Source organism: Ruegeria discodermiae, from assembly GCF_030758345.1.
Classification (GTDB): domain Bacteria; phylum Pseudomonadota; class Alphaproteobacteria; order Rhodobacterales; family Rhodobacteraceae; genus Ruegeria_C.
In genome coordinates this window covers 1,345,193-1,366,738 of record NZ_JAVAMO010000001.1, presented here as the reverse complement: position 1 = coordinate 1,366,738, position 21,546 = coordinate 1,345,193, and the positions used below count along the sequence as shown (strand labels likewise).

General features: G+C 62.0%; 25 protein-coding genes. 12 read left to right on the top strand and 13 right to left on the bottom strand.

What is annotated here, in order from left to right; genetic code table 11:
- The first annotated feature begins 106 nt into the window (after positions 1-106).
- The 6 genes from Q5Y75_RS07000 (at position 107) to Q5Y75_RS06975 (ending at position 5,519) form a co-directional block, all read left to right on the top strand.
- Positions 107-1,192: a cupin domain-containing protein gene (locus tag Q5Y75_RS07000; protein ID WP_306195638.1), complete on the top strand. Its 1,086-nt coding sequence runs from the start codon at positions 107-109 to the stop codon at positions 1,190-1,192.
- 48 nt (positions 1,193-1,240) lie between these two features.
- A complete protein-coding gene (locus Q5Y75_RS06995; protein WP_371933228.1) occupies positions 1,241-1,657 on the top strand; it encodes a cytidine deaminase in 417 nt (138 codons plus the stop codon).
- A 4-nt stretch (positions 1,658-1,661) separates the two neighbouring features.
- Positions 1,662-2,969 carry a thymidine phosphorylase gene (locus Q5Y75_RS06990; RefSeq protein ID WP_306195726.1) on the top strand — a complete coding sequence of 436 codons (1,308 nt, stop codon included), beginning with the start codon at positions 1,662-1,664 and terminating at the stop codon, positions 2,967-2,969.
- 94 nt (positions 2,970-3,063) lie between these two features.
- Positions 3,064-4,050 (top strand): adenosine deaminase, encoded by a 987-nt coding sequence (locus tag Q5Y75_RS06985; RefSeq protein ID WP_306195635.1) that lies wholly within the window; start codon positions 3,064-3,066, stop codon positions 4,048-4,050.
- Positions 4,047-4,679, top strand: coding sequence for a uracil phosphoribosyltransferase (gene upp / locus Q5Y75_RS06980; RefSeq protein ID WP_306195633.1), 633 nt, complete (start codon positions 4,047-4,049; stop codon positions 4,677-4,679). Before Q5Y75_RS06985 ends, upp begins: the two co-directional genes overlap by 4 nt.
- Before the next feature lie 75 nt (positions 4,680-4,754).
- Entirely contained in the window at positions 4,755-5,519 is a 765-nt protein-coding gene (locus Q5Y75_RS06975; protein WP_306195631.1) for an SPOR domain-containing protein, read from the top strand.
- A 4-nt stretch (positions 5,520-5,523) separates the two neighbouring features.
- Here the strand turns inward: Q5Y75_RS06975 and Q5Y75_RS06970 are convergent, their stop codons facing one another.
- A complete protein-coding gene (locus Q5Y75_RS06970; RefSeq protein ID WP_306195629.1) occupies positions 5,524-6,537 on the bottom strand; it encodes a PI-PLC domain-containing protein in 1,014 nt (337 codons plus the stop codon).
- Between the two features lie 159 nt (positions 6,538-6,696).
- On the opposite strand from Q5Y75_RS06970, the gene Q5Y75_RS06965 reads away from it, so the two are divergent.
- The 3 genes from Q5Y75_RS06965 to Q5Y75_RS06955 all read left to right on the top strand — a co-directional run bounded on the left by Q5Y75_RS06965 (position 6,697) and on the right by Q5Y75_RS06955 (position 9,175).
- A complete protein-coding gene (locus Q5Y75_RS06965; protein WP_306195627.1) occupies positions 6,697-7,605 on the top strand; it encodes a DMT family transporter in 909 nt (302 codons plus the stop codon).
- Positions 7,606-7,643: 38 nt separating this feature from the next.
- Positions 7,644-8,291, top strand: coding sequence for a sulfotransferase family 2 domain-containing protein (locus tag Q5Y75_RS06960; protein ID WP_306195625.1), 648 nt, complete (start codon positions 7,644-7,646; stop codon positions 8,289-8,291).
- Between the two features lie 206 nt (positions 8,292-8,497).
- Positions 8,498-9,175, top strand: coding sequence for a Hint domain-containing protein (locus Q5Y75_RS06955; protein WP_306195623.1), 678 nt, complete (start codon positions 8,498-8,500; stop codon positions 9,173-9,175).
- 107 nt (positions 9,176-9,282) lie between these two features.
- Here Q5Y75_RS06955 and Q5Y75_RS06950 read toward each other — a convergent pair whose 3' ends face one another.
- The 9 genes from Q5Y75_RS06950 to Q5Y75_RS06910 all read right to left on the bottom strand — a co-directional run bounded on the left by Q5Y75_RS06950 (position 9,283) and on the right by Q5Y75_RS06910 (position 17,305).
- Entirely contained in the window at positions 9,283-11,481 is a 2,199-nt protein-coding gene (locus Q5Y75_RS06950; RefSeq protein WP_306195621.1) for a 3-hydroxyacyl-CoA dehydrogenase NAD-binding domain-containing protein, read from the bottom strand.
- Entirely contained in the window at positions 11,478-11,963 is a 486-nt protein-coding gene (locus Q5Y75_RS06945; protein ID WP_306195619.1) for a cupin domain-containing protein, read from the bottom strand. The genes Q5Y75_RS06950 and Q5Y75_RS06945 overlap by 4 nt, the downstream gene beginning before the upstream one ends.
- Positions 11,963-13,174 (bottom strand): acetyl-CoA C-acetyltransferase, encoded by a 1,212-nt coding sequence (locus Q5Y75_RS06940; protein WP_306195617.1) that lies wholly within the window; start codon positions 13,172-13,174, stop codon positions 11,963-11,965. The genes Q5Y75_RS06945 and Q5Y75_RS06940 overlap by 1 nt, the downstream gene beginning before the upstream one ends.
- A 10-nt stretch (positions 13,175-13,184) precedes the next feature.
- Entirely contained in the window at positions 13,185-13,823 is a 639-nt protein-coding gene (locus Q5Y75_RS06935; RefSeq protein ID WP_306195615.1) for a glutathione S-transferase family protein, read from the bottom strand.
- Positions 13,820-14,128 (bottom strand): hypothetical protein, encoded by a 309-nt coding sequence (locus tag Q5Y75_RS06930; protein WP_306195613.1) that lies wholly within the window; start codon positions 14,126-14,128, stop codon positions 13,820-13,822. The genes Q5Y75_RS06935 and Q5Y75_RS06930 overlap by 4 nt, the downstream gene beginning before the upstream one ends.
- A gap of 13 nt (positions 14,129-14,141) precedes the next feature.
- Entirely contained in the window at positions 14,142-14,354 is a 213-nt protein-coding gene (locus Q5Y75_RS06925) for a hypothetical protein (RefSeq protein ID WP_249710030.1), read from the bottom strand.
- Between the two features lie 55 nt (positions 14,355-14,409).
- On the bottom strand, positions 14,410-16,191 hold the full coding sequence (locus tag Q5Y75_RS06920; protein WP_306195611.1) for an acyl-CoA dehydrogenase C-terminal domain-containing protein: 1,782 nt from the start codon (positions 16,189-16,191) through the stop codon (positions 14,410-14,412).
- A gap of 46 nt (positions 16,192-16,237) precedes the next feature.
- Entirely contained in the window at positions 16,238-16,639 is a 402-nt protein-coding gene (locus Q5Y75_RS06915; protein ID WP_306195610.1) for a MerR family transcriptional regulator, read from the bottom strand.
- A 297-nt stretch (positions 16,640-16,936) separates the two neighbouring features.
- Positions 16,937-17,305 carry a MerR family DNA-binding protein gene (locus tag Q5Y75_RS06910; protein WP_306195609.1) on the bottom strand — a complete coding sequence of 123 codons (369 nt, stop codon included), beginning with the start codon at positions 17,303-17,305 and terminating at the stop codon, positions 16,937-16,939.
- Between the two features lie 91 nt (positions 17,306-17,396).
- On the opposite strand from Q5Y75_RS06910, the gene Q5Y75_RS06905 reads away from it, so the two are divergent.
- The 3 genes from Q5Y75_RS06905 to Q5Y75_RS06895 are packed head-to-tail and all read left to right on the top strand — an operon-like array spanning position 17,397 to position 19,680.
- Positions 17,397-17,840 (top strand): PaaI family thioesterase, encoded by a 444-nt coding sequence (locus Q5Y75_RS06905; RefSeq protein WP_306195607.1) that lies wholly within the window; start codon positions 17,397-17,399, stop codon positions 17,838-17,840.
- Positions 17,840-18,364: a PaaI family thioesterase gene (locus Q5Y75_RS06900; protein WP_306195605.1), complete on the top strand. Its 525-nt coding sequence runs from the start codon at positions 17,840-17,842 to the stop codon at positions 18,362-18,364. The genes Q5Y75_RS06905 and Q5Y75_RS06900 overlap by 1 nt, the downstream gene beginning before the upstream one ends.
- Positions 18,361-19,680: an MATE family efflux transporter gene (locus Q5Y75_RS06895; protein ID WP_306195604.1), complete on the top strand. Its 1,320-nt coding sequence runs from the start codon at positions 18,361-18,363 to the stop codon at positions 19,678-19,680. Before Q5Y75_RS06900 ends, Q5Y75_RS06895 begins: the two co-directional genes overlap by 4 nt.
- Here Q5Y75_RS06895 and arsC read toward each other — a convergent pair.
- Genes arsC through Q5Y75_RS06880 form a run of 3 tightly spaced genes read right to left on the bottom strand, consistent with a single transcriptional unit; the run spans position 19,677 to position 21,464 of the window.
- The gene (arsC, locus tag Q5Y75_RS06890) at positions 19,677-20,027 is read right to left on the bottom strand and encodes an arsenate reductase (glutaredoxin) (RefSeq protein ID WP_306195602.1); all 351 of its coding nucleotides are present in this window, start codon (positions 20,025-20,027) and stop codon (positions 19,677-19,679) included. The genes Q5Y75_RS06895 and arsC overlap by 4 nt on opposite strands.
- Positions 20,015-21,076, bottom strand: coding sequence for a quinone-dependent dihydroorotate dehydrogenase (locus Q5Y75_RS06885; RefSeq protein WP_306195600.1), 1,062 nt, complete (start codon positions 21,074-21,076; stop codon positions 20,015-20,017). Before Q5Y75_RS06885 ends, arsC begins: the two co-directional genes overlap by 13 nt.
- Before the next feature lie 49 nt (positions 21,077-21,125).
- Entirely contained in the window at positions 21,126-21,464 is a 339-nt protein-coding gene (locus Q5Y75_RS06880) for a DUF952 domain-containing protein (protein ID WP_306195724.1), read from the bottom strand.
- Between the last annotated feature and the right edge of the window lie 82 nt (positions 21,465-21,546).

The window sequence follows — 21,546 nt, the reverse complement described above, 5'->3', positions numbered from 1 at the left end:
ATCCTTTACGTGAGGGAAATGGCTGGTTTCGTCAACAGCGGGCGCGGGCGGCTTCTTGCAAAAGCGGCGGGACAGCGCCACTCTCCGCGCCGGAGGATCGAGCACGATGTCAGACACGATTGCCGAAATGCGCCTGCCGACGCAGGAGTTGCGCGACGATATTCCCTTTTTCACTAAGGTGTTGGGGATGCGGATGGACATGATCTATCCCGCTGACGATCCCCGCGTTGCGGTGTTCTCGGGCCACGGGCTGCGGCTGCGCGTGGACAAGGAGGCTTCCGAGGCCCCCGGCACGATCCGCATCCTCACCGATGACCCTAACGGGTTTGCGGACGGCGCGCGCACCCTGATGGCGCCCAACGGCACAAGGATCGAGATTGAGGAGCGTAACCCGCCCATGGTGATGCCCGAGACAGTGCATTCCTTTGTGGTGCGCCGCCTCAAGGATCGGGCCCCGTGGATCATCGGGCGGGCGGGGATGCATTACCGCGATCTGGTGCCGGACCGGTTGGGCGGGTCGATCATCGCCAGCCATATCCGCATCCCCGATGGCGGGCCGGTGCCGGATATGGTGCATTTCCACAAGGTGGGTTTTCAGCTGATCTTCTGCATCCATGGCTGGGTCGACGTGGTGTATGAGGATCAGGGGCCGAAGATGCGGCTTTATGCCGGGGATTGTTTTATCCAGCCGCCCGAAATCCGCCATCGGGTGCTGGAGGCCTCAGATAATGTGCAGGTGATCGAGATCGGGGTGCCGGCCGAACATGTGACCGAGATCGATCACGAGATGGAACTGCCCACCCCGCATCTGCGCCCCGATCGCGAATGGCAGGGGCAGCGGTTCGTGTTCAACAAGGGCGCGGAGGGCGCGTGGCTCCCGTTCCGCCTGCCGGGTTATATCTGCCGCGACACCACGATTGCCGAAAACACCAAGGGTGTGGCGGGCGTTCAAGTGGTGCGCAAGGGGCAGGGCGATCCGGTCTGGGCCAGCCATGACACCGACATTCACTTTACATTCGTGATGGGCGGCACGGTGACGTTGGAGGGCGAGGGGCGTGAACCCTACCGGCTGGAGCAGGGCGATGCCTTTGTGATCCCGCCGGCGATGAAGACGCGGTTGAGTGATCCAAGCGAGGATGTGGAACTGTTGGAGGTGGCGTTGCCGGGTGCGTTCAATACCGAGCTTGCTTAGCGCCACTCTCGCCGTTTGGTTTGCTTTGCGATATTCCATCCTGACCAGATGATCAAAAACCGGGGAATCGCCATGAGTTTGAAAGAGAGTGCCCTTGCCGTTCGCGAAAACGCCCATGCGCCTTATTCGAACTTCAAGGTGGGCGCCGCGATCCGGTCGGCCTCGGGCGTGATTTACGCGGGCTGCAATGTCGAGAATATCGCTTATCCCGAAGGCACCTGCGCGGAGGCGGGGGCAATAGCGGCCATGGTGGCGGCGGGTGAGACCCGGCTGACCGAGGTCTATGTGGTGGCGGGCAGCCCGGCGCCGGTGCCGCCTTGTGGCGGGTGTCGGCAGAAGCTGTCGGAATTTGGTGCGCCGGATGTGGTCCTGACCATGGCAACTACTGGTGGCGTGGAACAGACCACGACCATTGGCGAGTTGCTGCCCGGCGCGTTTGGTGCGGAACATATGCAGGATGACTGAGCCGATGGATGCGCGGGCGATCATCGCAAAACTGCGCCGCCGCGATGTGCCTGATGCGGCGGAACTGGCCTGGTTTGCGCAAGGCCTGGCCGATGGCAGTGTCAGCGACGCGCAGGCCGGGGCCTTTGCCATGGCCGTCTGCATGGGCGGCCTGGGGCCTGAGGGGCGCGCGGCGCTGACCGTGGCCAAACGCGATAGCGGCGATGTGCTGCTTTGGGATCTGCCGGGGCCTGTGGTCGACAAGCATTCGACCGGTGGCGTGGGCGATTGTGTCTCGCTGGTTCTGGCCCCGGCGCTGGCCGAATGCGGTGTGTATGTACCGATGATCTCGGGGCGCGGGCTGGGTCATACCGGCGGTACGCTGGACAAGATGGAGGCCATCCCCGGCGTCACCACGCAGGTGGGGCAGGAGCGGCTGGCCCAGATCGTGCGCGACACAGGTGCTGCGATTGTCGGTGCGACGGCGCAGATCGCCCCGGCGGATAAGCGGCTCTATGCGATCCGGGATGTGACGGCGACGGTGGAAAGCCTCGATCTGATCACCGCCTCGATCCTGTCGAAGAAACTGGCGGCCAGTCCGGACGCGCTGGTGCTGGATGTCAAGCTGGGTTCGGGCGCGTTCATGAAAACGCTGGAGGAGGCGCGGACGCTGGCGCAGGCACTGACGGAAACGGCCAATGCCGCCGGGTGCCGGACCTCAGCGGTGATCTCGGACATGAACCAGCCACTGGCGCGCGCGCTGGGCAATGCGCTTGAGGTGGATGAGGTCATGCAGGCGCTGACCTGCGGTGAGGAGACCCCACTGTCGCAGCTTTCGGCGGAGCTTGGCGGTGTGGTGCTGGCCGACGCCGGGATTGCCGAGGATGCGCAGCAGGGTGCCGACCGCCTGTCGGCCATCATCGCGGATGGCCGCGCGGCAGAGCGTTTCGGGCGCATGCTTGCCGCCGTGGGTGGCCCGGTGAGATTTGTCGAGAACTGGGCGCGGTTCCTGCCCGAGGCGCATGTGATCCAGGAGGTGACTGCGCGCGAGACCGGCCATGTCAGCGCCATCGATGGCGAGGCGCTGGGCCTTACGGTGGTGGCGCTGGGCGGCGGGCGTCAGGTGGAAAGCGATCTGGTTGATCCCTCGGTCGGGCTGTCCTCGGTGGTGCGGCTGGGCGAGCGGGTCGAGAAGGGCGCGCCATTGGCGGTGATCCATGCCGCGCGCGAGGATGCGGCGCGGCGGGCGGAACAGTCGGTTCGCGCGGCGATCACATTGTCGCCGGACCCGGTCGAGGCGCCGGAGTTAATTCACGAGGTCATCCGGGCCTGAACCGCTTGCATGGGCGCAAACAAGTGATAGGTAGCGCCGATCACGCAGAGACCACGCGCGCCCCGGCGCGATGAGAATGATAAGGAGTGTGCTCGTGAGCGTCGCCGCCTTGCCAAAGGTTGAATTGCACCTGCATCACGAAGGGGCTGCGCCGCCCGCCTTCATTCGCCAACTGGCGCATGAGAAAAAGATCGACCTGAGCCGGATTTTCCGCGCCGACGGCACCTATGAATTCCGCGATTTCGCGCATTTCCTGTCGGTTTATGACGCCGCATGCGAGGTACTGCAGACGCCCGAGGATTTCCGCCGCCTCACCCTGGCCATCCTGGAGGAGAGCGCGGCAAATGGTGTTGTCTATACCGAGACCTTTGTCAGCCCGGATTTCTGCGGCGGCGGCGATCTGACGGCGTGGTGCGAATATGTGCATGCGATCCACGAGGCCGGCGACGAGGCCGAGCGCAAATTGGGCATCACCATGCGCTCGGTGGTGACCTGCATTCGCCATCGCGGCCCCGATCTGGCGCGAGACTCGGCGCTCTGCGCGGCTGAAACCGCAGGGGACCGGATCGTTGGCTTTGGTATGGGCGGCAATGAGGGGATGGGCAAACAGGGCGATTTTGCCTGGAGCTTTGACTGCGCCCGCGAGGCCGGGCTGCGCCTGACCACCCATGCGGGCGAGTTCGGCGGACCGGACAGCGTGCGCGACGCAGTACGCGACTTGGGCGTGGAACGGCTGGGCCATGGTGTGCGGGCCATCGAAGACCCGGAACTGGTGAAGGAACTGGCCGACCGCGAGATCGTGCTGGAGGTCTGCCCGGGCTCGAACGTGGTTTTGGGGCTCTATCCCGAGATCGCGGCGCATCCGATCCAGCGCCTGCGCGAAGCTGGCGTCAAGGTTACGGTCTCGACCGATGACCCGCCGTTTTTTCACACCACCATGGCGCGCGAATATGAGATGCTGAACGCGGCCTTTGGCTGGGAAGAGGCCGATTTCGCAGAGATCAACAAGACTGCGTTGCAGGCCGCCTTCTGCGACGAGGACACACGCGCGCGCGTTGCAAAAAGACTGGAGACATCATGAGCGAACATCTGACCGTCGTTGATCACCCGCTAGTGCAGCACAAGCTGACGCTGATGCGGGACAAGGGCACCTCGACCGCTACGTTCCGGCAATTGCTGCGCGAGATCACCGAGTTGCTGGCTTATGAGGTCACGCGTGAATTGCCGCTGACCACCCGGCATATCGAGACCCCGATGGAAGAGATGGACGCGCCGATTCTTGCGGGCAAGAAGCTGGCGCTGGTGTCGATCCTGCGGGCGGGCAACGGCATGCTGGACGGCGTTCTGGAACTGATCCCCTCGGCGCGGGTAGGCTTTGTCGGGCTTTACCGCGACGAGGAAACGCTCAAGCCGGTGCAATATTACTTCAAGGTGCCCGAGGGGCTGAGGGACCGGATGGTGATTGCGGTCGATCCGATGCTCGCCACCGGCAACAGCTCTGCCGCGGCGGTTGACCTGCTGAAACAGGCGGGCGCCACCGATATCCGGTTCCTCTGCCTGCTGGCGGCCCCCGAAGGCGTGGCGCGGATGAAAGAGGCGCATCCGGATGTGCCCATCGTCACCGCGTCGCTGGATCGTGAGTTGAACTCCAAAGGCTATATCATGCCGGGTTTGGGGGATGCGGGCGACCGGATGTTTGGCACCAAGTAGCGGGCATTCTAACGGTTGCATCCTTTACTCGCTGCGTCCGATAGGCCATGATTTTCAAAATCTTGCGAGGTCGTCATGAAGTTACCGGGAACAATCGTATCCGCCCTTGCCGCAGCCCTGATCGGTGGCGGGGACGCCTTGGCGCAGACCCCGACCCAGCCACAAGGCGCGGCGGCCCAGACGATCACGCTGAAACCGGGGACACGGATCGTGCCCCGGCATGTGTATGACAACCGGCGCAACACCACGGGTCAGTATGTGCCGCGCGGCTATCGCCGCGTCTGGGATGACGACCGGCTGAACACCCATCGCGCCGAGATCACCATCGCCCCGGCGGTTGCGGTGACGCGCCAGACCTACAAGGTGCCGCGCGGCTATCGCTATGTGGAGCGTGGGGATGACCGCCTAAACCCCCGGCGCGGCGTGCGCACACCTGCGGGCGACGCGCAGAGTGACCGGATCTGGCAGCGCACCGTGCCGCGCAAACTGGTGGAACTGCCGACCGACCAGCCCGTCTATGATTTGCCCGACACTGACAATCTGCTGGCCGCGACGCCGGATGAAAAGGGCGTATTGCGCGTCTCGACCCGGTCGGACCCTGCTGCGGGCGTGCCAAAGCCTGCCTTTTATCTGCGGATTTCCTCGCATGAGAGCCAGGCAGCAGCGAGCACTGCCACGGGTCAGGTGCAGGCGGCCGGCCTGCCGACGCGCTATGGCGTGACGCGCGGGGGCGATCAGACATTGGTCTTGGCCGGTCCGTTTGAGAGCGAGGCTGCCGCAAAATCTGCGCTGGTTACGGCGCGCAAGGCCGGGTTCCGCAAGGCGCGTCTGATCAAGTAGCGGATCAGTTGCCGCAGATATTCTGCAGCCGTACCCAGGAACTGTCCGGCAGCACCGGTTCCAGAGTGCGACCGGCCATCGGGTCCGCCTCGATCAGGCCCAGAACGCTTTCTCCGGTGATGTCGCGGGCATAGGCGTAAGGTGCCGAGGGCACCGCGGCCTGACCAAAGACCGACAGCATGACATCATCCGGCAACTCGGTGCGGGGCGAGGACAGCACTTGCTCGGCATAGTGATCCAGGCTGTCGCGGGTCAGATCACCGGTAGTCAGCAAGCGGAACGCGGCAAGGGGACCTGCGCTCTCCAAAAGCTCGGCCAGCGGGTCCATTGCTTTGGCGCGCGCGCGCTCTACCAGAATATATCCGGCGGCAACGGCGGGGTCCTCGTGATCCTCGATCAGGGTCTTGTTGATCGCAATAATACCGCCGGGCAGGTGCAGCGTGTCGGCGATGCCACCGGGCAGCACCACAAGCCGGTCAACGCCGGTGCGCCGCGCCAACGCATCAAGCGCTGCGTTGGCATCGGTCGAGGAACAGGCGCGACCGGCGGCGCGTTCGATGCGGCCCAGAATGGCGCGCCCGATCTCGGCGCGTTTGATGTCGGGCACCACGGATGTCACATGCCGCTGCAAGGCACCGGGCAGCCAGAACACCAGGAGCGCGGCAACCGCCGCGATCACGCCCGTCACGCTAAGCCAACGCAGGCGGCCGGGATGCGGGCGCGCCCGTGCGATGGCGTTTTGCAGCCGCTCGATCGCCTCGATCATCGTGGTTTCGGAGTCGGCCAGTTCCAGCGTTTCATCCGGGTCTCCGTCCGGGTGAAAGATGGCGGGGAAGGCACCGGGGTTCTGACGCTCCAGCGCGGCTAGCGACCAGTGGGTGATCGCCTGATCGTTGAAATCCGAGATCGTCAGCGTCGCCTCACCGATCGAGACAACAACCTCGCGGCGTTGCTCGTCGGGATGCGGGCGCCAGAGCCCGGTGGCCTCGATCCGGTCATATTGCGAAAGGGCGGTCATTTGCGCTGAAACTGCTCGTTGGTCTTTTGGCGCAGCCTAGCATGTGCCCCGCCCACCCCGCAAACGCCTTGCGGCCGCAAACCGGTTCGAAATCGGGATTGCCAAAGCCCGCGCTTGCGCCGCAGCATGGGCCGGATCGGATAGGGCGCGGGACGGAACATGCAACCAACATCGCAGGGATCGCTGCTGAGCGCGGCTATGCTGATGATCGCAGCGATGGCCATTATTGGGGTGATCGACAATTATATCGTCGTTCTGGCAGAGTTTATCGGGCTCTGGCAGTTCCATGTGACGCGCACGCTGGTGGCACTGCCGCTAATCGCGGGTCTGTCGCTGCTGGGGCTGGGCGGGCTGCGTCCGCTGCGATACTGGGCGGTTCTGCTGCGCGCCGCTCTGCTGGCCACCGCCATGATGTTTTACTTCGCGGCGCTGGGCTTCATGCCCATCGCGCAGGCGCTGGCGGGGCTTTTCAGTTCGCCGATCTTCGTTCTTTTGATCACAGCCCTTGCCCTGCGCAAGCCGGTTGGTCCGTGGCGGATCGGCGCGGTCCTGCTCGGGTTTGTCGGTATTCTGCTGGTGCTGCAGCCCGATCCCAACGCTTTCGATTATCGCATGCTGATCCCGCTTTGCGGTGGTTTCTTCTATGCGTTGAGCGTGATTGTCACGCGCAGCCTTTGTGCTGAGGAAAGTACGGTTGTTCTGCTCGGTGCGGCGATTGGCACGCTTGGGCTTTTCGGGGGCATCGCCCTTTTGGGATTATCCCTGTTTCCGCTGGAGGCCGCGCCGGGCCCCGAGGGGTTCGTCGCCCGTGGCTGGGTCTGGCCGATGACACCGGCGATCCCGTTTGTGCTGTTGCAGGCCGTGGGATCGGTAGTCGCGGTCTATATGCTGACCAAGGCTTATCAGCTGGCGGAGCCGTCTTATCTCTCGGTCTTTGAATATTCGATCATGATCTTCGGGCCGCTCTTTGCCTGGGTCGCTTTTGGTCAGTCGCTGAACGCGCCGCAGATCCTCGGGATCGCCCTGATCGCCTGCGCTGGGATCACCATCGCGCTCCGATCCGGTTAGAGGTTTTGCCCGGCGACGCATGCGGTTAGCGTGGCCCCATGATCATCTCGCGCGGCCGCTCCTATATCTTTGTTCACATCCCCAAGACCGGGGGCACCTCGCTGGCGCTGGCGCTGGAGGCGCGGGCGATGAAGGATGACATCCTGATCGGCGACACCCCCAAGGCCCGCCGCCGCCGTCACCGGCTGAAATCGCTGCCCGCGCGCGGGCGGCTTTGGAAGCATTCAAAGCTGCGCGATATCGATGGGTTGGTCAGCAGTGCCGAGCTGGATCGCCTTTTTATTTTCACATTGGTACGCAACCCCTGGGATCGCGCGGTTAGCTACTACCACTGGTTGCGAGAGCAGAGTTTTGACCATCCGGCGGTCAGTTTGTCGAAACGGCTGGGCTTTGAGGCCTTCCTGCTGCATCCCGATACGCTGGCCAGCTTTCGCAGCAACCCTTATGGTAGTTATATGCGCGACGCCGCCGGTGTCGAACGCAGCGATCACCTTATTCGTATAGAGCATTTCGAAACAGATGCGGCAGCGCTTTGGCTGCATCTTGGGTTCGTGCTGGAGGTGCCGCATGTCAACCGATCAGAACGGCAGGCGGACTATCGGGGCTATTATACACCGCCCATGGTCGATGCGATTGCCGATGCTTGCGCCGACGACATCCGCAGGTTGAACTATCATTTTGAGTGAGTCCCACATTCTGTTGTTTCTGGTTGTGGCTCAATCACTCTTTGGTTGTGCTATTGTCCAATTCTGCCCGATCAATGCCACAATTTTGCCCTTCTTTGGGCATGAATAAGGCGCGCGAATCGGCGCTCCTTCCCCACGGTCAACATTCCGGCCAGTCAGGCTTTGCTGCTGCCACAGGGAAGGACGGGCACGTGATCGGATGGAACATGAGAGACGACGCTGCAGTGCTGGCGTCCGGTGATGCCTCTGCGGCGTTGGGCGGGTTTCTGATAACCGGCCGCTCCGGTCTGCTGAGCGGACCATCGGTGGCGACCCATCGCGGCTGGTGCCCGGTCGAGTCACTGACATTGGGCGACAGGGTTCTGACATTCGATCACCGGATGCAGGCTGTCACCGACATTCAGCGGGACGTCTTTGCACCGCCCGAAGGAATCCTGCCAGACGATCAACGACTGGTTCGCGTGCCCGCCGGGGCGCTGTTCAACGATCACGAGACCTTTCTGATGCCCGAACAGGGCGTGATCATTGAAAGCGATGAGGTTTGCGATGCCATGGGCGATCCTTACGCGGTTGTTCCGGCAAATGCGCTGCTGGGCCTGCGCGGCATCGAACCTGTCGAACCCGGCCCGCTGCTGCAGGTCACGACGCTCGCCTTTGACGGGGATGAGGCGATTTATCTGGAAGGCGATCTGCTGGTCTATTGCCCGCATCCGCAACAACCCTTGTTCGATACCGGCGCGCAGAACCCGCTTTATCCTGTGCTGAGCGGCGCTAGCGCGCGCAACGTGGCAGCGCGGTTGCTGGGCGGAGGTCATGACGAGGGCGGGCTTGTGGCACCATTCCCCGGCACCTCGCAGGGCGCTTTCCCGGCGCTCTCTGCCTAGGTTCGTGTCCTTACGGGATGTTTGGAGCTCCACCCCCCTCGGTCTCCAGACAAAAAAACCGGCGCCCAATTACGGGGCGCCGGTTTTCTTTTCAGAGCTGATCCAGATCAGGCCGCTTTTGCTTCGGGGTCGAACCGCTCGTAGAAGCTTTGGCCTTTGGCAGCCATGTCGCGCAGTAGCTGCGGGCAAGCGAAACGGTCGCCATAGGTGGCGACAAGCTGGTCGCACCGTTCGGCGGCATATGGCGTGCCGATGATGTCGAGCCAACTGAGCGGGCCGCCGGACCAGGGCGCAAAGCCCCAGGCCAGAACTGCGCCCACGTCCCCTTCGCGAATGTCCATCAGAACATTCTCTTCCAGCGCGCGCACCGCTTCCAGAACCTGTGCGAACATCAGGCGTTCCTGCACCTCTATCAGGTCGGGCTGATCTTCGGCCAGCGGGTATTTGTCCTGCAGACCCGGCCAGTAGCCGGTGCGTTTACCCTTTTCGTCATAGTCGAAGAAGCCGGCATTTGCCTTCCGGCCCAGACGGCCTTCTTCCTCTAGCCAGAAGATTAGGTCATCCGCCGGGCTCGCGGGATAGGCATTCCCCATCGCCGCCTTGGTCGCACGCGCGATCTTTGCGCCCAGATCAATCGAGGTCTCGTCATTCAGCTGGATCGGGCCAACCGGGAAGCCCAGCTGCCGCGCAGCGTTGTCGATCAGGGCAGGCGAGACGCCCTCGGTGATCATGCGCAGACCTTCATTGATGTAAGGAATGATGCAGCGGTTGGCATAGAAGAAGCGCGCATCATTGACCACGATCGGCGTTTTGCGGATCTGGCGCACATAGTCCAGCGCCTTGGCCACTGCGCGGTCGCCGGTTTCCTTGCCTTTGATGATCTCAACCAGCAGCATCTTTTCAACAGGCGAGAAGAAGTGGATGCCGATGAATTGCTCCTGGCGCGACGAGGCCTGGGCCAGATCGGTGATCGGCAGGGTCGACGTGTTGGAGGCAAAGATGCAGTCTTCGGGGATCACCGCCTCGACCTTCTTGGTCATCTCGGCCTTGACCGCAGGGTCTTCGAACACGGCCTCGATAATCAAATCGCAGCCCTCGAGCGCGACCAGATCGGGCGTTGCCATGATCAGCGACAGCATCGCCTCTTTCTTGTCTGCCGTGACTTTGCCGCGCTTGATCCCTTTGTCGAGATAGCTTTCGGTATAGGCCTTGCCCTTGTCGGCGGCCTCCTGATCGCGGTCGATCAGGATCACCTCGATGCCCGCCTGCGCCGAGACCAGCGCGATGCCAGCCCCCATCATGCCCGCGCCCAGAACGCCCAGTTTCTTGACCGACTGGTCCTCGATCCCCTGGGGACGCACCGCGCCTTTTTCCAGCGCCTGCTTGTTCAGGAACAGGCTGCGGATCATCGCAGAGGAGGAAGGGTTCATCAGCACATTGGTGAACCAGCGTGCCTCGATCCTGAGCGCGGTGTCGAAATCGACCAATGCGCCCTCATAGATCGCAGAGAGCAGCGCCTTGGCGGCCGGGAAGGCGCCTTGGGTCTTGCCGTTGACCATGGCGGAGGCACCGACAAAGGTCGGGAAACCGGCAGGATTATAGGGCGCACCGCCTGGCATCTTGTAGCCCTTGGCGTCCCAGGGTTTGATGATATCCGCATTTGTGGCGTTCAGCACCCAGTCACGGGCTGCGGCAACCGGATCGGCAGAGACGTCATCGACCAGCTTAGCTCCCTTGGCCTTGGCCGGGTCCAGCATCTTGCCTTCCAGCAGAACCGGCGCGGCGGCCATCGCACCAACCATGCGTGAATACCGGATCGTACCGCCACCGCCTGGAAAGATACCGACCATAATTTCGGGCAGACCGATCTTGGATTTTGGATTGTCTGTCATCACACGGTGGTGACAGGCCAGCGCGATTTCGGTGCCGATACCGGCGCAGGTGCCGTTGATGGCGCAGGCCACGGGCTTGCCGCCCTTGTTTGTCTTGGGCTCCATTCCCGCGCGCTCCAGTTTGCGCAGGACGCGGTGGCCGTTCATGGTGAAGTCAAACAGTGCCTTTGCCGGTTCATCGCCCGCTTCTTCGCGAATGGTGGCCAGCGTGTTGAGGTCCATGCCACCGGCAAAGTCTTTCTTGGCGCTGGTGATCACGATGCCCTTTACCGCGTCGTCGGCCAGGGCCTGATCAATATAGCCCTCGACCAGTCCAAAGGCTTCGCGGGTCAGCACATTCATGCTTTTGCCCACGGCGTCCCAGGTGATCATGGCGACGCCGTCTGCGTCCACGTCGTATCTAAAATCGGTCATGTCTCATCTCCGATCTGGTCAGCCGTCAGGGGGCTGCCATCTTTGCGGGTGAAGGTGAAGCCGTTCTGGTCAAACTTCACCATCATGTCGATATCGCTGTAATAGCCGGTTTCTGTCGGGGTTCGGGTGCCCACCACCAGAAAGGCGGCAGGGGCATCTGAGGCGTTTACAAGGTGATGCCCGTTGGCATCTCCTGCGGGGAAGGTGGCGCAATCGCCGGGCAGCATGGCATGTTCGCCCAAGTCGTCGATTAGTGTGCAGACCCCTTCGGTCACCATCACAAACTCGTCCTGTTCCATATGGTAATGGCGCAGGGAGGACGCCGCGCCGGGCTCCAGCCGAACCAGATTGGCCCCGAATTGGGTGAGCCCGCCGGCATCGCCCAGCTGCTGGCTGCTGCGACCGTCACCGTTGCGCGCCAGCTTGCCGGGATAGCCGGAACCAGTCACCCACTCGATCTGTTTGAGGTCCAGCTTGGGCATCAGACACGCTCGATGATCGTTGCCGCACCCATGCCCGACGCGATGCAAAGCGTGGCCAAACCGGTTTCCTTGTCCGAGCGTTCCATCTCGTCCAGAAGGGTGCCGATGATGATCGCACCGGTTGCACCCAGCGGGTGACCCATCGCGATCGAGCCGCCATTGACGTTGACCAGTTCGGGATCGACATCAAATGCCTGCTGGAAGCGCAGGACAACGCTGGCGAAGGCTTCGTTCACCTCGAACAGATCGATATCGCCGATCTCCATACCGTTATCGGCCAGGATTTTCTGGGTCACTGGAACCGGGCCGGTCAGCATCATCGTGGGTTCGGTGCCGATCTTGGCGGTGCCCTTGATCCGGGCGCGCGGCTTCAGGCCGTATTTCTCGCCAAATTCCTTGTTTCCGATCAGAACGGCCGCCGCCCCATCCACGATGCCAGAGCTGTTGCCCGCATGGTGGATGTGGTTGACGCGCTCAAGATGGGGGTATTTCATCAGCGCGACCTTGTCGAAGCCGGGCATCTGTTCACCCATCATCTGGAAGGCGGGGTTCAGGCCACCGAGCGACTGCATGTCGGTGCCGGGGCGCATGTATTCGTCGTGATCCAGAATAGGCAGGCCGTTCTGGTCTTTGACCGTGATCACCGATTTCGAGAAGCGTTTTTCTTCCCAGGCCTGTGCGGCGCGACGCTGGGATTCCATGGCCAGCGCATCGGCCTGATCACGGGTGAACCCATATTCGGTGGCAATCAGGTCCGCCGAAATGCCCTGCGGGACGAAATAGGTGTTCATGGCGATCGAGGGATCAACGGCGATGGCCGCGCCGTCGCTGCCCATGGCGACCCGGCCCATCATTTCGACACCACCAGCGATATAAGCATCGCCTGCACCACCCTTGACCTGGTTGGCGGCCAGATTGACCGCCTCCATGCCGCTGGCGCAGAAGCGGTTGATGGCAAGACCCGGGATCGACTCATCAAGATCAGAGGCCAGCACCGCAGTCCGTGCCAGGCAGCCGCCCTGCTCCATCACCTGAGTTACATTGCCCCAGATCACGTCCTCGACGGCGTGCCCCTCGAGGCCGTTGCGTTCTTTCACGGCATTCAGCGTCTCAGCGCTCAGGCGCACGGATGTCACCTCATGCAGGCTGCCATCCTTGCGTCCCTTCCCCCTGGGGGTCCGCTGCGCATCGTAGATGTATGCTTCGGTCATGTTGCTCTCCTCAAGCTCGGTCCGACGGATTGCCGGGCATAAGATCATAGGGGTGTTTCCAGCCCGGCGTCTCGCTGAGGCGCGTGAGCCAGGCGTCGATATGGGGCCAGTCAGCCCGATCAAACCCGAAAGGTTCCGGGTAATAGAGATAGCCGCAGCAGCTGATATCGGCATTGGTAAGCCCGTTGCCAACGATCCAGTCGCGATTTTCCAGATGGGCGTTCAGCGTCGCGTAAGCGGCCTTGAGCCGACCCTGGTTGAACGCGATCACCTCGGCGGGGCGGCTGTCTTCGGGCAGGAAGTTCATCAGGAACCGGGTCAGGCCCGCCATTGAGCTGAGCTTGTGATTGTCCCACAGCACCCAGCGCAGGATGTCATATGTCTCGGCTTCGGTCTTGCCGCCGAACTCGCCTGATTTCTCGCTGATATAGGCCTGTATGGCGCCGGACTGGCTGGTGCGGAAATCGCCATCGATCAGAACCGGGGCCTCGCCCATCTCGTTGACCTCGGCGCGGTATTCGCGGGTTCTGGTCTGGCCGTTGAAAAAGTCGACAAAAACCGGCTCCCAATCCAGCCCCGAAAGCTCCAGCGCCAGCGCCGCCTTGTATGAATTCCCGCTTTCTCCGAAGCAGTGCAGTTTGATGGTCATGTCCCCATCCCTCCCTTGGCGAATGTGGCTGATGTCGGAATTTCCGTATTTGAAACGAGAAGAAGATGCAGGGCGCGCTTTCTTTCGTAACCAGCCATTAACGTTAATCGGGGTTTACTTGGTTTGCGGTACAGGCTGCCGAGCCGATGACCGTACGAGGAGAAGCCCCGCCATCCGGGCTGAGTGCCGCCTAGCGAGATCAGTCCCCGGATGGCGGGGTAGACCTGCACCCGGTATTTCTTCTCGTTCCAAATACGGCCGCCGGAGGCGGAAGCAACGCCGACCAAATGTGCGTCATGGCTCATGTCGGTGCACCTTTCATCGTTTGCGGTCCTCCAGTTCCGCATTGAACAGACGCAGTCTATGGGTCAGGTTTTCGTCATTGATGACGCTGTTGAAATTCTCGAAGAGGAACGACAGTGCCTCGCCTTCATCCAGCCCGGCCTCGGCGGCAAATCTTTTCAATCTGCGATAGCCGTCCTCGGTCATGGCGACGGGGAAGCGGCGGGTCAGGCGGAAACGTTTCGGCATCTTGATCCTCTGGGTTGAAGAGCTCCGGGCCGGGTGGCCCGGAGCCAATCTGGGATCAGAATTGATCGGCGTCCAGTGTCATTACCGGCGCAGCGCCCGACTGGATGCGTGCCAGGTGCATACCCGTGGCAGGCAGGCGGCGCGCCATGTAGTAGCGGCCGGTGATCAGCTTGGCTTCGTAGAAGGCTTTGTCCGAGGCATCGCCGGCCAGTGCGTTGCGCGCGGCCAGCGCCATCTGCGCCCACATCAGACCCAGGCAGACATGACCAAACATATGCATGAAGTCGTTGCTGCCAGCCAACGCCTCGTTCGGATTCTTAACGGCATTCTGCATGAAGAACATGCCCGCCGCTTGCAGATCCTTCGAGGCCGCCTTGAGCGGTTCGATGAAGTCGCGGTCAAAGGCTTCGTCCTGACCACCGTTTTCCTTACAGAAGGATTTGACCATCTCAAAGAAGGCCATCACGTGCTTGCCGCCATCGGTGGCCAGTTTGCGGCCCACCAGATCCAGCGCCTGAACGCCGTTCGCGCCTTCGTAGATCATCGCGATTCGGGCGTCGCGTGTGTATTGCGACATGCCCCATTCCTCGATGTAGCCATGGCCGCCATAGACCTGCTGGGCCTTCACGGTCATGTCATAGCCTTCGTCGGTCAGGAAACCCTTGATGACCGGGGTCAGCAACGAGATCACGCCGTCGGCATCCTTGTCGCCTTCGCGGTGCGCCTTGTCGATCAGGGTCGCTCCCCACAGGATGAACGCGCGCCCGCCTTCGGCAAAGCTTTTCTGATCCAGCAGGCTGCGGCGGATATCGGGGTGCACGATCAGCGGATCGGCTGGACCGTCGGGGTTTTTCGCGCCGGTCACGTCGCGGCCCTGGAGGCGGTCCTTGGCGTATTCCACGGCGTTCTGATAGGCGGCGTCGGCCTGGGACAGACCCTGCATGCCCACGCCCAGACGGGCCTCGTTCATCATGGTGAACATGGCGCGCATGCCTTTGTGCTCTTCGCCCAGAAGGTAGCCGGTCGCCTCGTCATAGTTCATCACACATGTCGAGTTGCCGTGGATGCCCATCTTCTCTTCGATATTGCCGACAGCCGCACCATTGCGCTCGCCCAGGCTGCCATCCTCGTTCACCAGGTATTTGGGAACGATGAACAGCGATACGCCCTTGATCCCATCGGGGCCGCCCACGATCTTGGCCAGCACCAGATGGATGATGTTGTCGGCCATGTCATGTTCGCCGGCCGAGATGAAAATCTTCTGGCCCGAGATTTTGTAGCTGCCATCTGCCTGTGGATCCGCCTTGGTGCGCATCAGGCCCAGATCGGTGCCGCAATGCGGCTCGGTCAGGTTCATGGTGCCGGTCCATTCACAGCTTACCATATTGGGCAGATAGGTATTCTTCTGCTCTTCGCTGCCATGCGCTAGAATCGCCGAGGCCGCACCATGGGTCAGCCCCTGATACATGGTGAAGGCCTGGTTAGTGGCCGAGAACATCTCGCCCACGGCGGTGGCCAGCACATAGGGCATGTTCTGCCCGCCATATTCTTCGGGCATGTCCAAGCCGGTCCAGCCGCCCGCTTTCATCTGCTCGAACGCGTCCTTGAATCCGGTCGGAGTATAGACAATTCCGTTTTCCAGGCGACAGCCTTCCTTGTCGCCAACCACGTTCAGCGGATGCAGCACATTGCTGGCGATCTTGCCAGCCTCTTCCAGAACGGCGCCGGTGAAATCGGCCTCCAGCTCATTGTAACCCGGAATGTCCGAGGTCGAGACGTTCAGCACATCATGGAGCACGAATTGGGCGTCTTTGGTGGGCGCGTTGTAGATTGGCATGAGGGGCTTCCTTTTGGACTGGGCGACAATCTTCAGGGTGCTGAGATCATTCGGCGGCTTTTTTTGTTTCTTCCATAGAGGCGAGTATTTTTTCGCCCCATTTCAACTGGGCTTTCAGGTCGTCGATGGCCTGGGTCAACTCTTCGCGCTGCGCTTCCATGTCGGCTAGGCGATCTTGCGCGATTTCAAAGGTGCGTTTCATCTGCGTGTGTTGCTGGTCGCCAATGTGATAAAGGTCCAGCAACTGTCGGATTTCTTCGAGGCTGAAGCCGAACCGCTTGCCCCGCAGGATGAGTTTCAGCCGCGCGCGGTCGCGCTTGGTGAACAGGCGCTTCTGGCCGTCCCGGATCGGAAACAGCAACTCCTTGGCTTCGTAGAAACGCAAGGTACGAGGCGTGACCTGATAGGCGTCACACATCTCGCGAATTGTCATCGTGTCTTCTTGCATCTTCTCAGACTCTCAAACTAAACAAACTGTGCATCCCCGAGGTGCGCAGCCTGCGAGCGCAATACAACATCAGCTTTACGTTTACGTAAGCAAAACGCTACGTCACTTGAAACGCTGACGTCAGATCAAGTTGGCGATACGAGATGGAATACGCTCCACTCGCAAGAATTTCAAAATAAAATCAATGCCTAACCCCGAATCCCCTGTGATCCGGATCTGTTTCTCGCATTTTCTTCGCGGACGGGGCGGTATCAATCTGTGCAATTGACTCTGGCCCGGGCAGGCCGGTCGGAGCATTTACTCCAGCAGATTGGCCGTCTGATCCCGCAGGCGTATCAACTCTTCCATCGCGTCGTGCAGTTGCTGGCTCTGTTTGCGAAGTTCGCCCAGTTGTCGGTCGGCCATCTCGACAAAAGTTGCCATCTGCACCTGGTCGCCCTTGTCTTCGTAGATCAGCAGCCACTGACGAATGTCCTCCAAGGCAAATCCGCAACGCCGCCCCCGCATGATCAGTTCCATGCGTGCCACTTCGCGGGGTCTGTAGAATCTGGACCGCCCCTCGCGATCGGGCTGAAGAAGCTCAATATACTCGTAATATCGTAAAGTGCGTGGCGTCACATCGAACTTGGCACACATTTCCTTGAATGACAGACGCGTCTCGGTCATCGATATTCTCCCTGTATCGCAACCTATTGCGCCGCTTGTTTCTGCGCAACAGTTGGACTTGCTCTTTTGCGATGGGCCACATCATAAAGGGATGACAATCAGATTGGGGACACAATTGGTTCACAGCGCCAAACTCGCAAAACAGTTCATCGAGGCGATCCCGCATGCGCAGGCGCTGGGATTGGAACTGGTTCATATTGGCAAGGGGCAGGCGGAAATTGCGATGCCCTACAAGCCAGAGCTGGTGGGCGATCCGCGAAACGGTGTTGTCCATGGCGGCGCGGTTTCGGCACAGATGGACACCTGCTGCGGCGCCGCGGTCATGTGCCACGCTGCTGCTCCAACGGGGACGGCCACGATCGACCTGCGGATTGACTATATGCGCGGCGCAAATCCTGGCCAGACCATCACCGCCAAGGCGACCTGCTATCACATCACCCGCAATGTGGCCTTTGTCCGGGCCGTAGCGACCGATGAGGATGTGGACAATCCTGTCGCCACCGCGACCGGTGCCTTCACGGTCGAGGGGCTCTGATGGCCCGCGCGCGACCGGAACCGATGCATGTGGTGAAACAACGTCGCGATGCGGCGTTTATGGCGCTGGTCGATGGCATTCCCTATGCGCAATTCCTGGGTATTACGGCGGAACGTCGCGGGGATGAGCTGACCGGGGTGCTGAATTACGATGAAAAGCTCATCGGCAATCCGTTTCTGCCGGCTTTGCATGGCGGCGTGATCTCGGCCTTTCTGGAAAACACAGCGATCATGACCCTTGCGTGGCAGCATTTTCTGCCGCTGGTCGAGGACGGGCACATGAAAATCGAGGACCTGACGCTGGAAAACATTCCCGGCTTTCCCAAAACCATCGACTTCACCGTCGATTATCTGCGCACGGGGCTGCCGCGCGATGCCTATGCGCGGGCCTGGGTCGGGCGAGCTGGTCGCCGCTACGCCACGGTGCGGGTCGAGGCCTGGCAGGATGCGCGCGCCAAGCCTTTCGCGCAGGGATCCGGGCATTTCCTGATGCCCCAGCCCAAGAGGGAAAAGACCGCCTCGTGAGCGACCCGCGTGCGCCGATCACCCATCGCCGGGTGCTGTCCATTGCGGTGCCCATCGTTCTGTCCAATGCCACCGTTCCCATTCTGGGGGCGGTTGATACCGGCGTGGTCGGGCAGATGGGGCAGGCGGCCCCGATCGGCGCGGTTGGGATCGGCGCGGTGATCCTGTCGGCGATCTACTGGATATTCGGATTCCTGCGGATGGGCACGACCGGTCTTGCGGCGCAGGCGCGCGGGGCAGGGGACAGCGCTGAAACCGGCGCGCTGCTGATGCGCGGCGTGATGTTGGGCGGGGCAGCCGGGCTGATCTTCATTCTGGCGCAGGCGGCAATCTTCTGGGGCGCGTTTGGTCTGGCCCCGGCAAGCGCCGAGGTCGAATCGCTTGCCCGGCAGTATCTGTCGATTCGCATCTGGGGGGCGCCTGCGACCATTGCGCTTTATGCGGTGACCGGCTGGTTGATCGCCGTCGAGCGGACGCGCGGCGTATTTGTGCTGCAGCTCTGGATGAACGGGCTCAATATCGTACTGGATCTGTGGTTCGTGCTGGGCCTCGGCTGGGGGGTCGAAGGGGTCGCTATCGCCACGTTGATCGCGGAATGGACCGGCATCGCGCTAGGGCTGTGGCTCTGCCGCGAGGCATTTGCGGGCGATCAATGGCGGGACTGTGCGCGGGTTTTCGACCCGGCGCGGTTGCGGCGGATGATGCAGGTGAACGGGGATATCATGGTGCGTTCGGTGTTGCTGACCGGCTCGTTCACCACCTTCCTGTTTGTCGGGGCCGATCTGGGCGATGTGACGCTTGCGGCCAATCAGGTGCTGCTGCAATTCCTGGAAATCACCGCCTTTGCATTGGACGGGTTTGCCTTCTCAGCCGAAGCGCTTGTGGGCGGGGCGGTCGGTGCCAAGTCGCGGCGCGATCTGCACCGCTCGGTCATAATCGCCTCACAATGGGGCGTGGGCGGGTCTGTGTTGCTGGCGCTGTTCTTCTGGCTGGCCGGGCCGTCACTGATCGATCTCATGGCCACATCGCCCGAGGTGCGTGCGGCAGGGCGCGAGTATCTCTGGTGGGCGGCGCTTGCCCCGGTGATCGGTGTCGCAAGCTGGATGTTCGATGGCATCTACATTGGTGCCACGTGGACCCGCGAGATGCGTAACGCGATGCTGGTCTCGGTCGCGGTCTATGTGGCAGCGCTGTTGGTTCTGGTGCCGCTGATGGGCAATCATGGGCTTTGGGCGGCGCTGATGGTGCTCAACATCATGCGCGGCGTGACGTTGGGCCTGCGCTATCCGAGGCTGGAGGCGGGGGTCAGCGCCTAGAGCAGGTCCAGCAGCGCCTCGGTTGGACGACCGATGACCGCGCGTTTGCCGCACATGGCCAAGGGCCGTTCGATCAGGATCGGGTTCTCTGCCATGGCGGCCAGCAGCACCTCGTCGCTATCCTGTTTCGACAATCCCAACTCTTTGAAGCGCGTCTCGCCGGTTCGCATCATGGTGATGACGGGCGGGGTTCCCAGCGCGCGATGTGCCTGTCGCAACTCATCCAGACTGGGCGCGTCATCAAGGTATTTCCGAACCTTCAGCGCTGCGCCGTGGTCCTCCAGCAGGGCCAGCCCCGCGCGGGATTTCGAACATCTGGGATTGTGCCAGTATTCTATGTCAGCCATTCGTCCCTCCCGGTTCCGACCGCTTCGGATACATTCGCAAACCCATCGCGCTGCAGTTGCTGGTCCAGCCCCTGCGCGATCTCCTGCACCAGCGACAGCCCGTGATAGACCAGCGCGGTATACAGTTGCACGGCCGAGGCCCCGGCGCGGATTTTGGCATAGGCGTCGTCCGCGGAGGATATGCCGCCGACCCCGATCAGCGGCACGCGACCTTCTGTCGCCAGGCTGAGCCGCGCAAGCACACGGGTTGACCGATCAAAGAGCGGCTTGCCCGACAATCCGCCCGCGACATCCCGGTGCCGCTCATGCACATCATCGCGCGAGAGTGTGGTGTTGGTGGCGATGATCGCATCAATGCCGGTCTCAACCGCAACCTCGGCCACATCGCGAATCTCATCCTCGGTCAGGTCCGGCGCGATCTTGAGGAAGATCGGGATGTGTCGCGGCAGGTCATCCCGCGCCGCCAGCACACCGGTCAGCAGCGCCGACAAGGCGGCCTTGCCCTGCAGATCGCGCAGTTTCTCGGTGTTGGGCGAGGAGACATTGACCGTCGCGAAATCCAGATGCGGTCCGCAATGGGATAGCACGGTTGCGAAATCGGCGGGCCGGTCAGCGCTGTCCTTGTTGGCCCCCAGATTGAGGCCGATCACCGCGTCGCGCGGGCGCTGCGAAAGGCGGCGTTCGATAGGCTCCATACCCTCGTTGTTGAACCCGAACCGGTTGATCGCGGCGTGATGCTCGCTCAGTCGGAAGAGGCGCGGTTTGGGATTACCCTGCTGCGGGCGTGGCGTGGCGGCGCCCACCTCGATGAACCCGAAACCGGCGCGCGCGAGCGGGCCGAGCACCTCGGCATTCTTGTCATAACCTGCGGCTAGCCCCACCGGATTGGGCAGGTCGAGACCGGCAAGCTGCGTGCGCAGACGGGTGGTGCTCACTGGGCCGGGCGCAGCCCCAAGTCCCAGTTTCAGGGCCTGGATCGACAGCCCATGCGCGGTTTCCGGATCGAAACGGTGCAGGGCGGCCAGCCCCAGTTTCTCGATCAGGCTCATGCGACTGCGCCTAGCCACTGCCGGGCTTGCTCTGTGTCACAGAAACGGCTCATATCATGCGCTCGGGAAAGCTGTGGCCCGCTTCGGTCAGCGGCAGCGGCTCGCACCAGATCACATCAGACAATCTGAGCACGCGATAGAGATGCGGAAAGAGCGCGTTCCCTCGCGACACCTCCCATTTCAGGTCATCGCCCATGGCATCGCCATCGCAGGCCAGCAGGGCGAGGCCCGTTTCGCCCGCAAAGTGCTTTGCCGCCGTTTCGCGCGCCTGCGCGGCGGTCGAGAAATGCACATAGCCATCGGCCAGATCGATGGGCGCACCGGCGGTTTCACCGGCGTCTTGCAAGGCGGACCATTCATCTGCGCGGAAAATCTTGTAGATCAGCATGGCTGCGGTGATGCCGTGCGGGTGACGGGGAATCAAGCGGCATTTTCCCGCTATCTCCCCTTTGACTCCGGTCGCGGTCCGG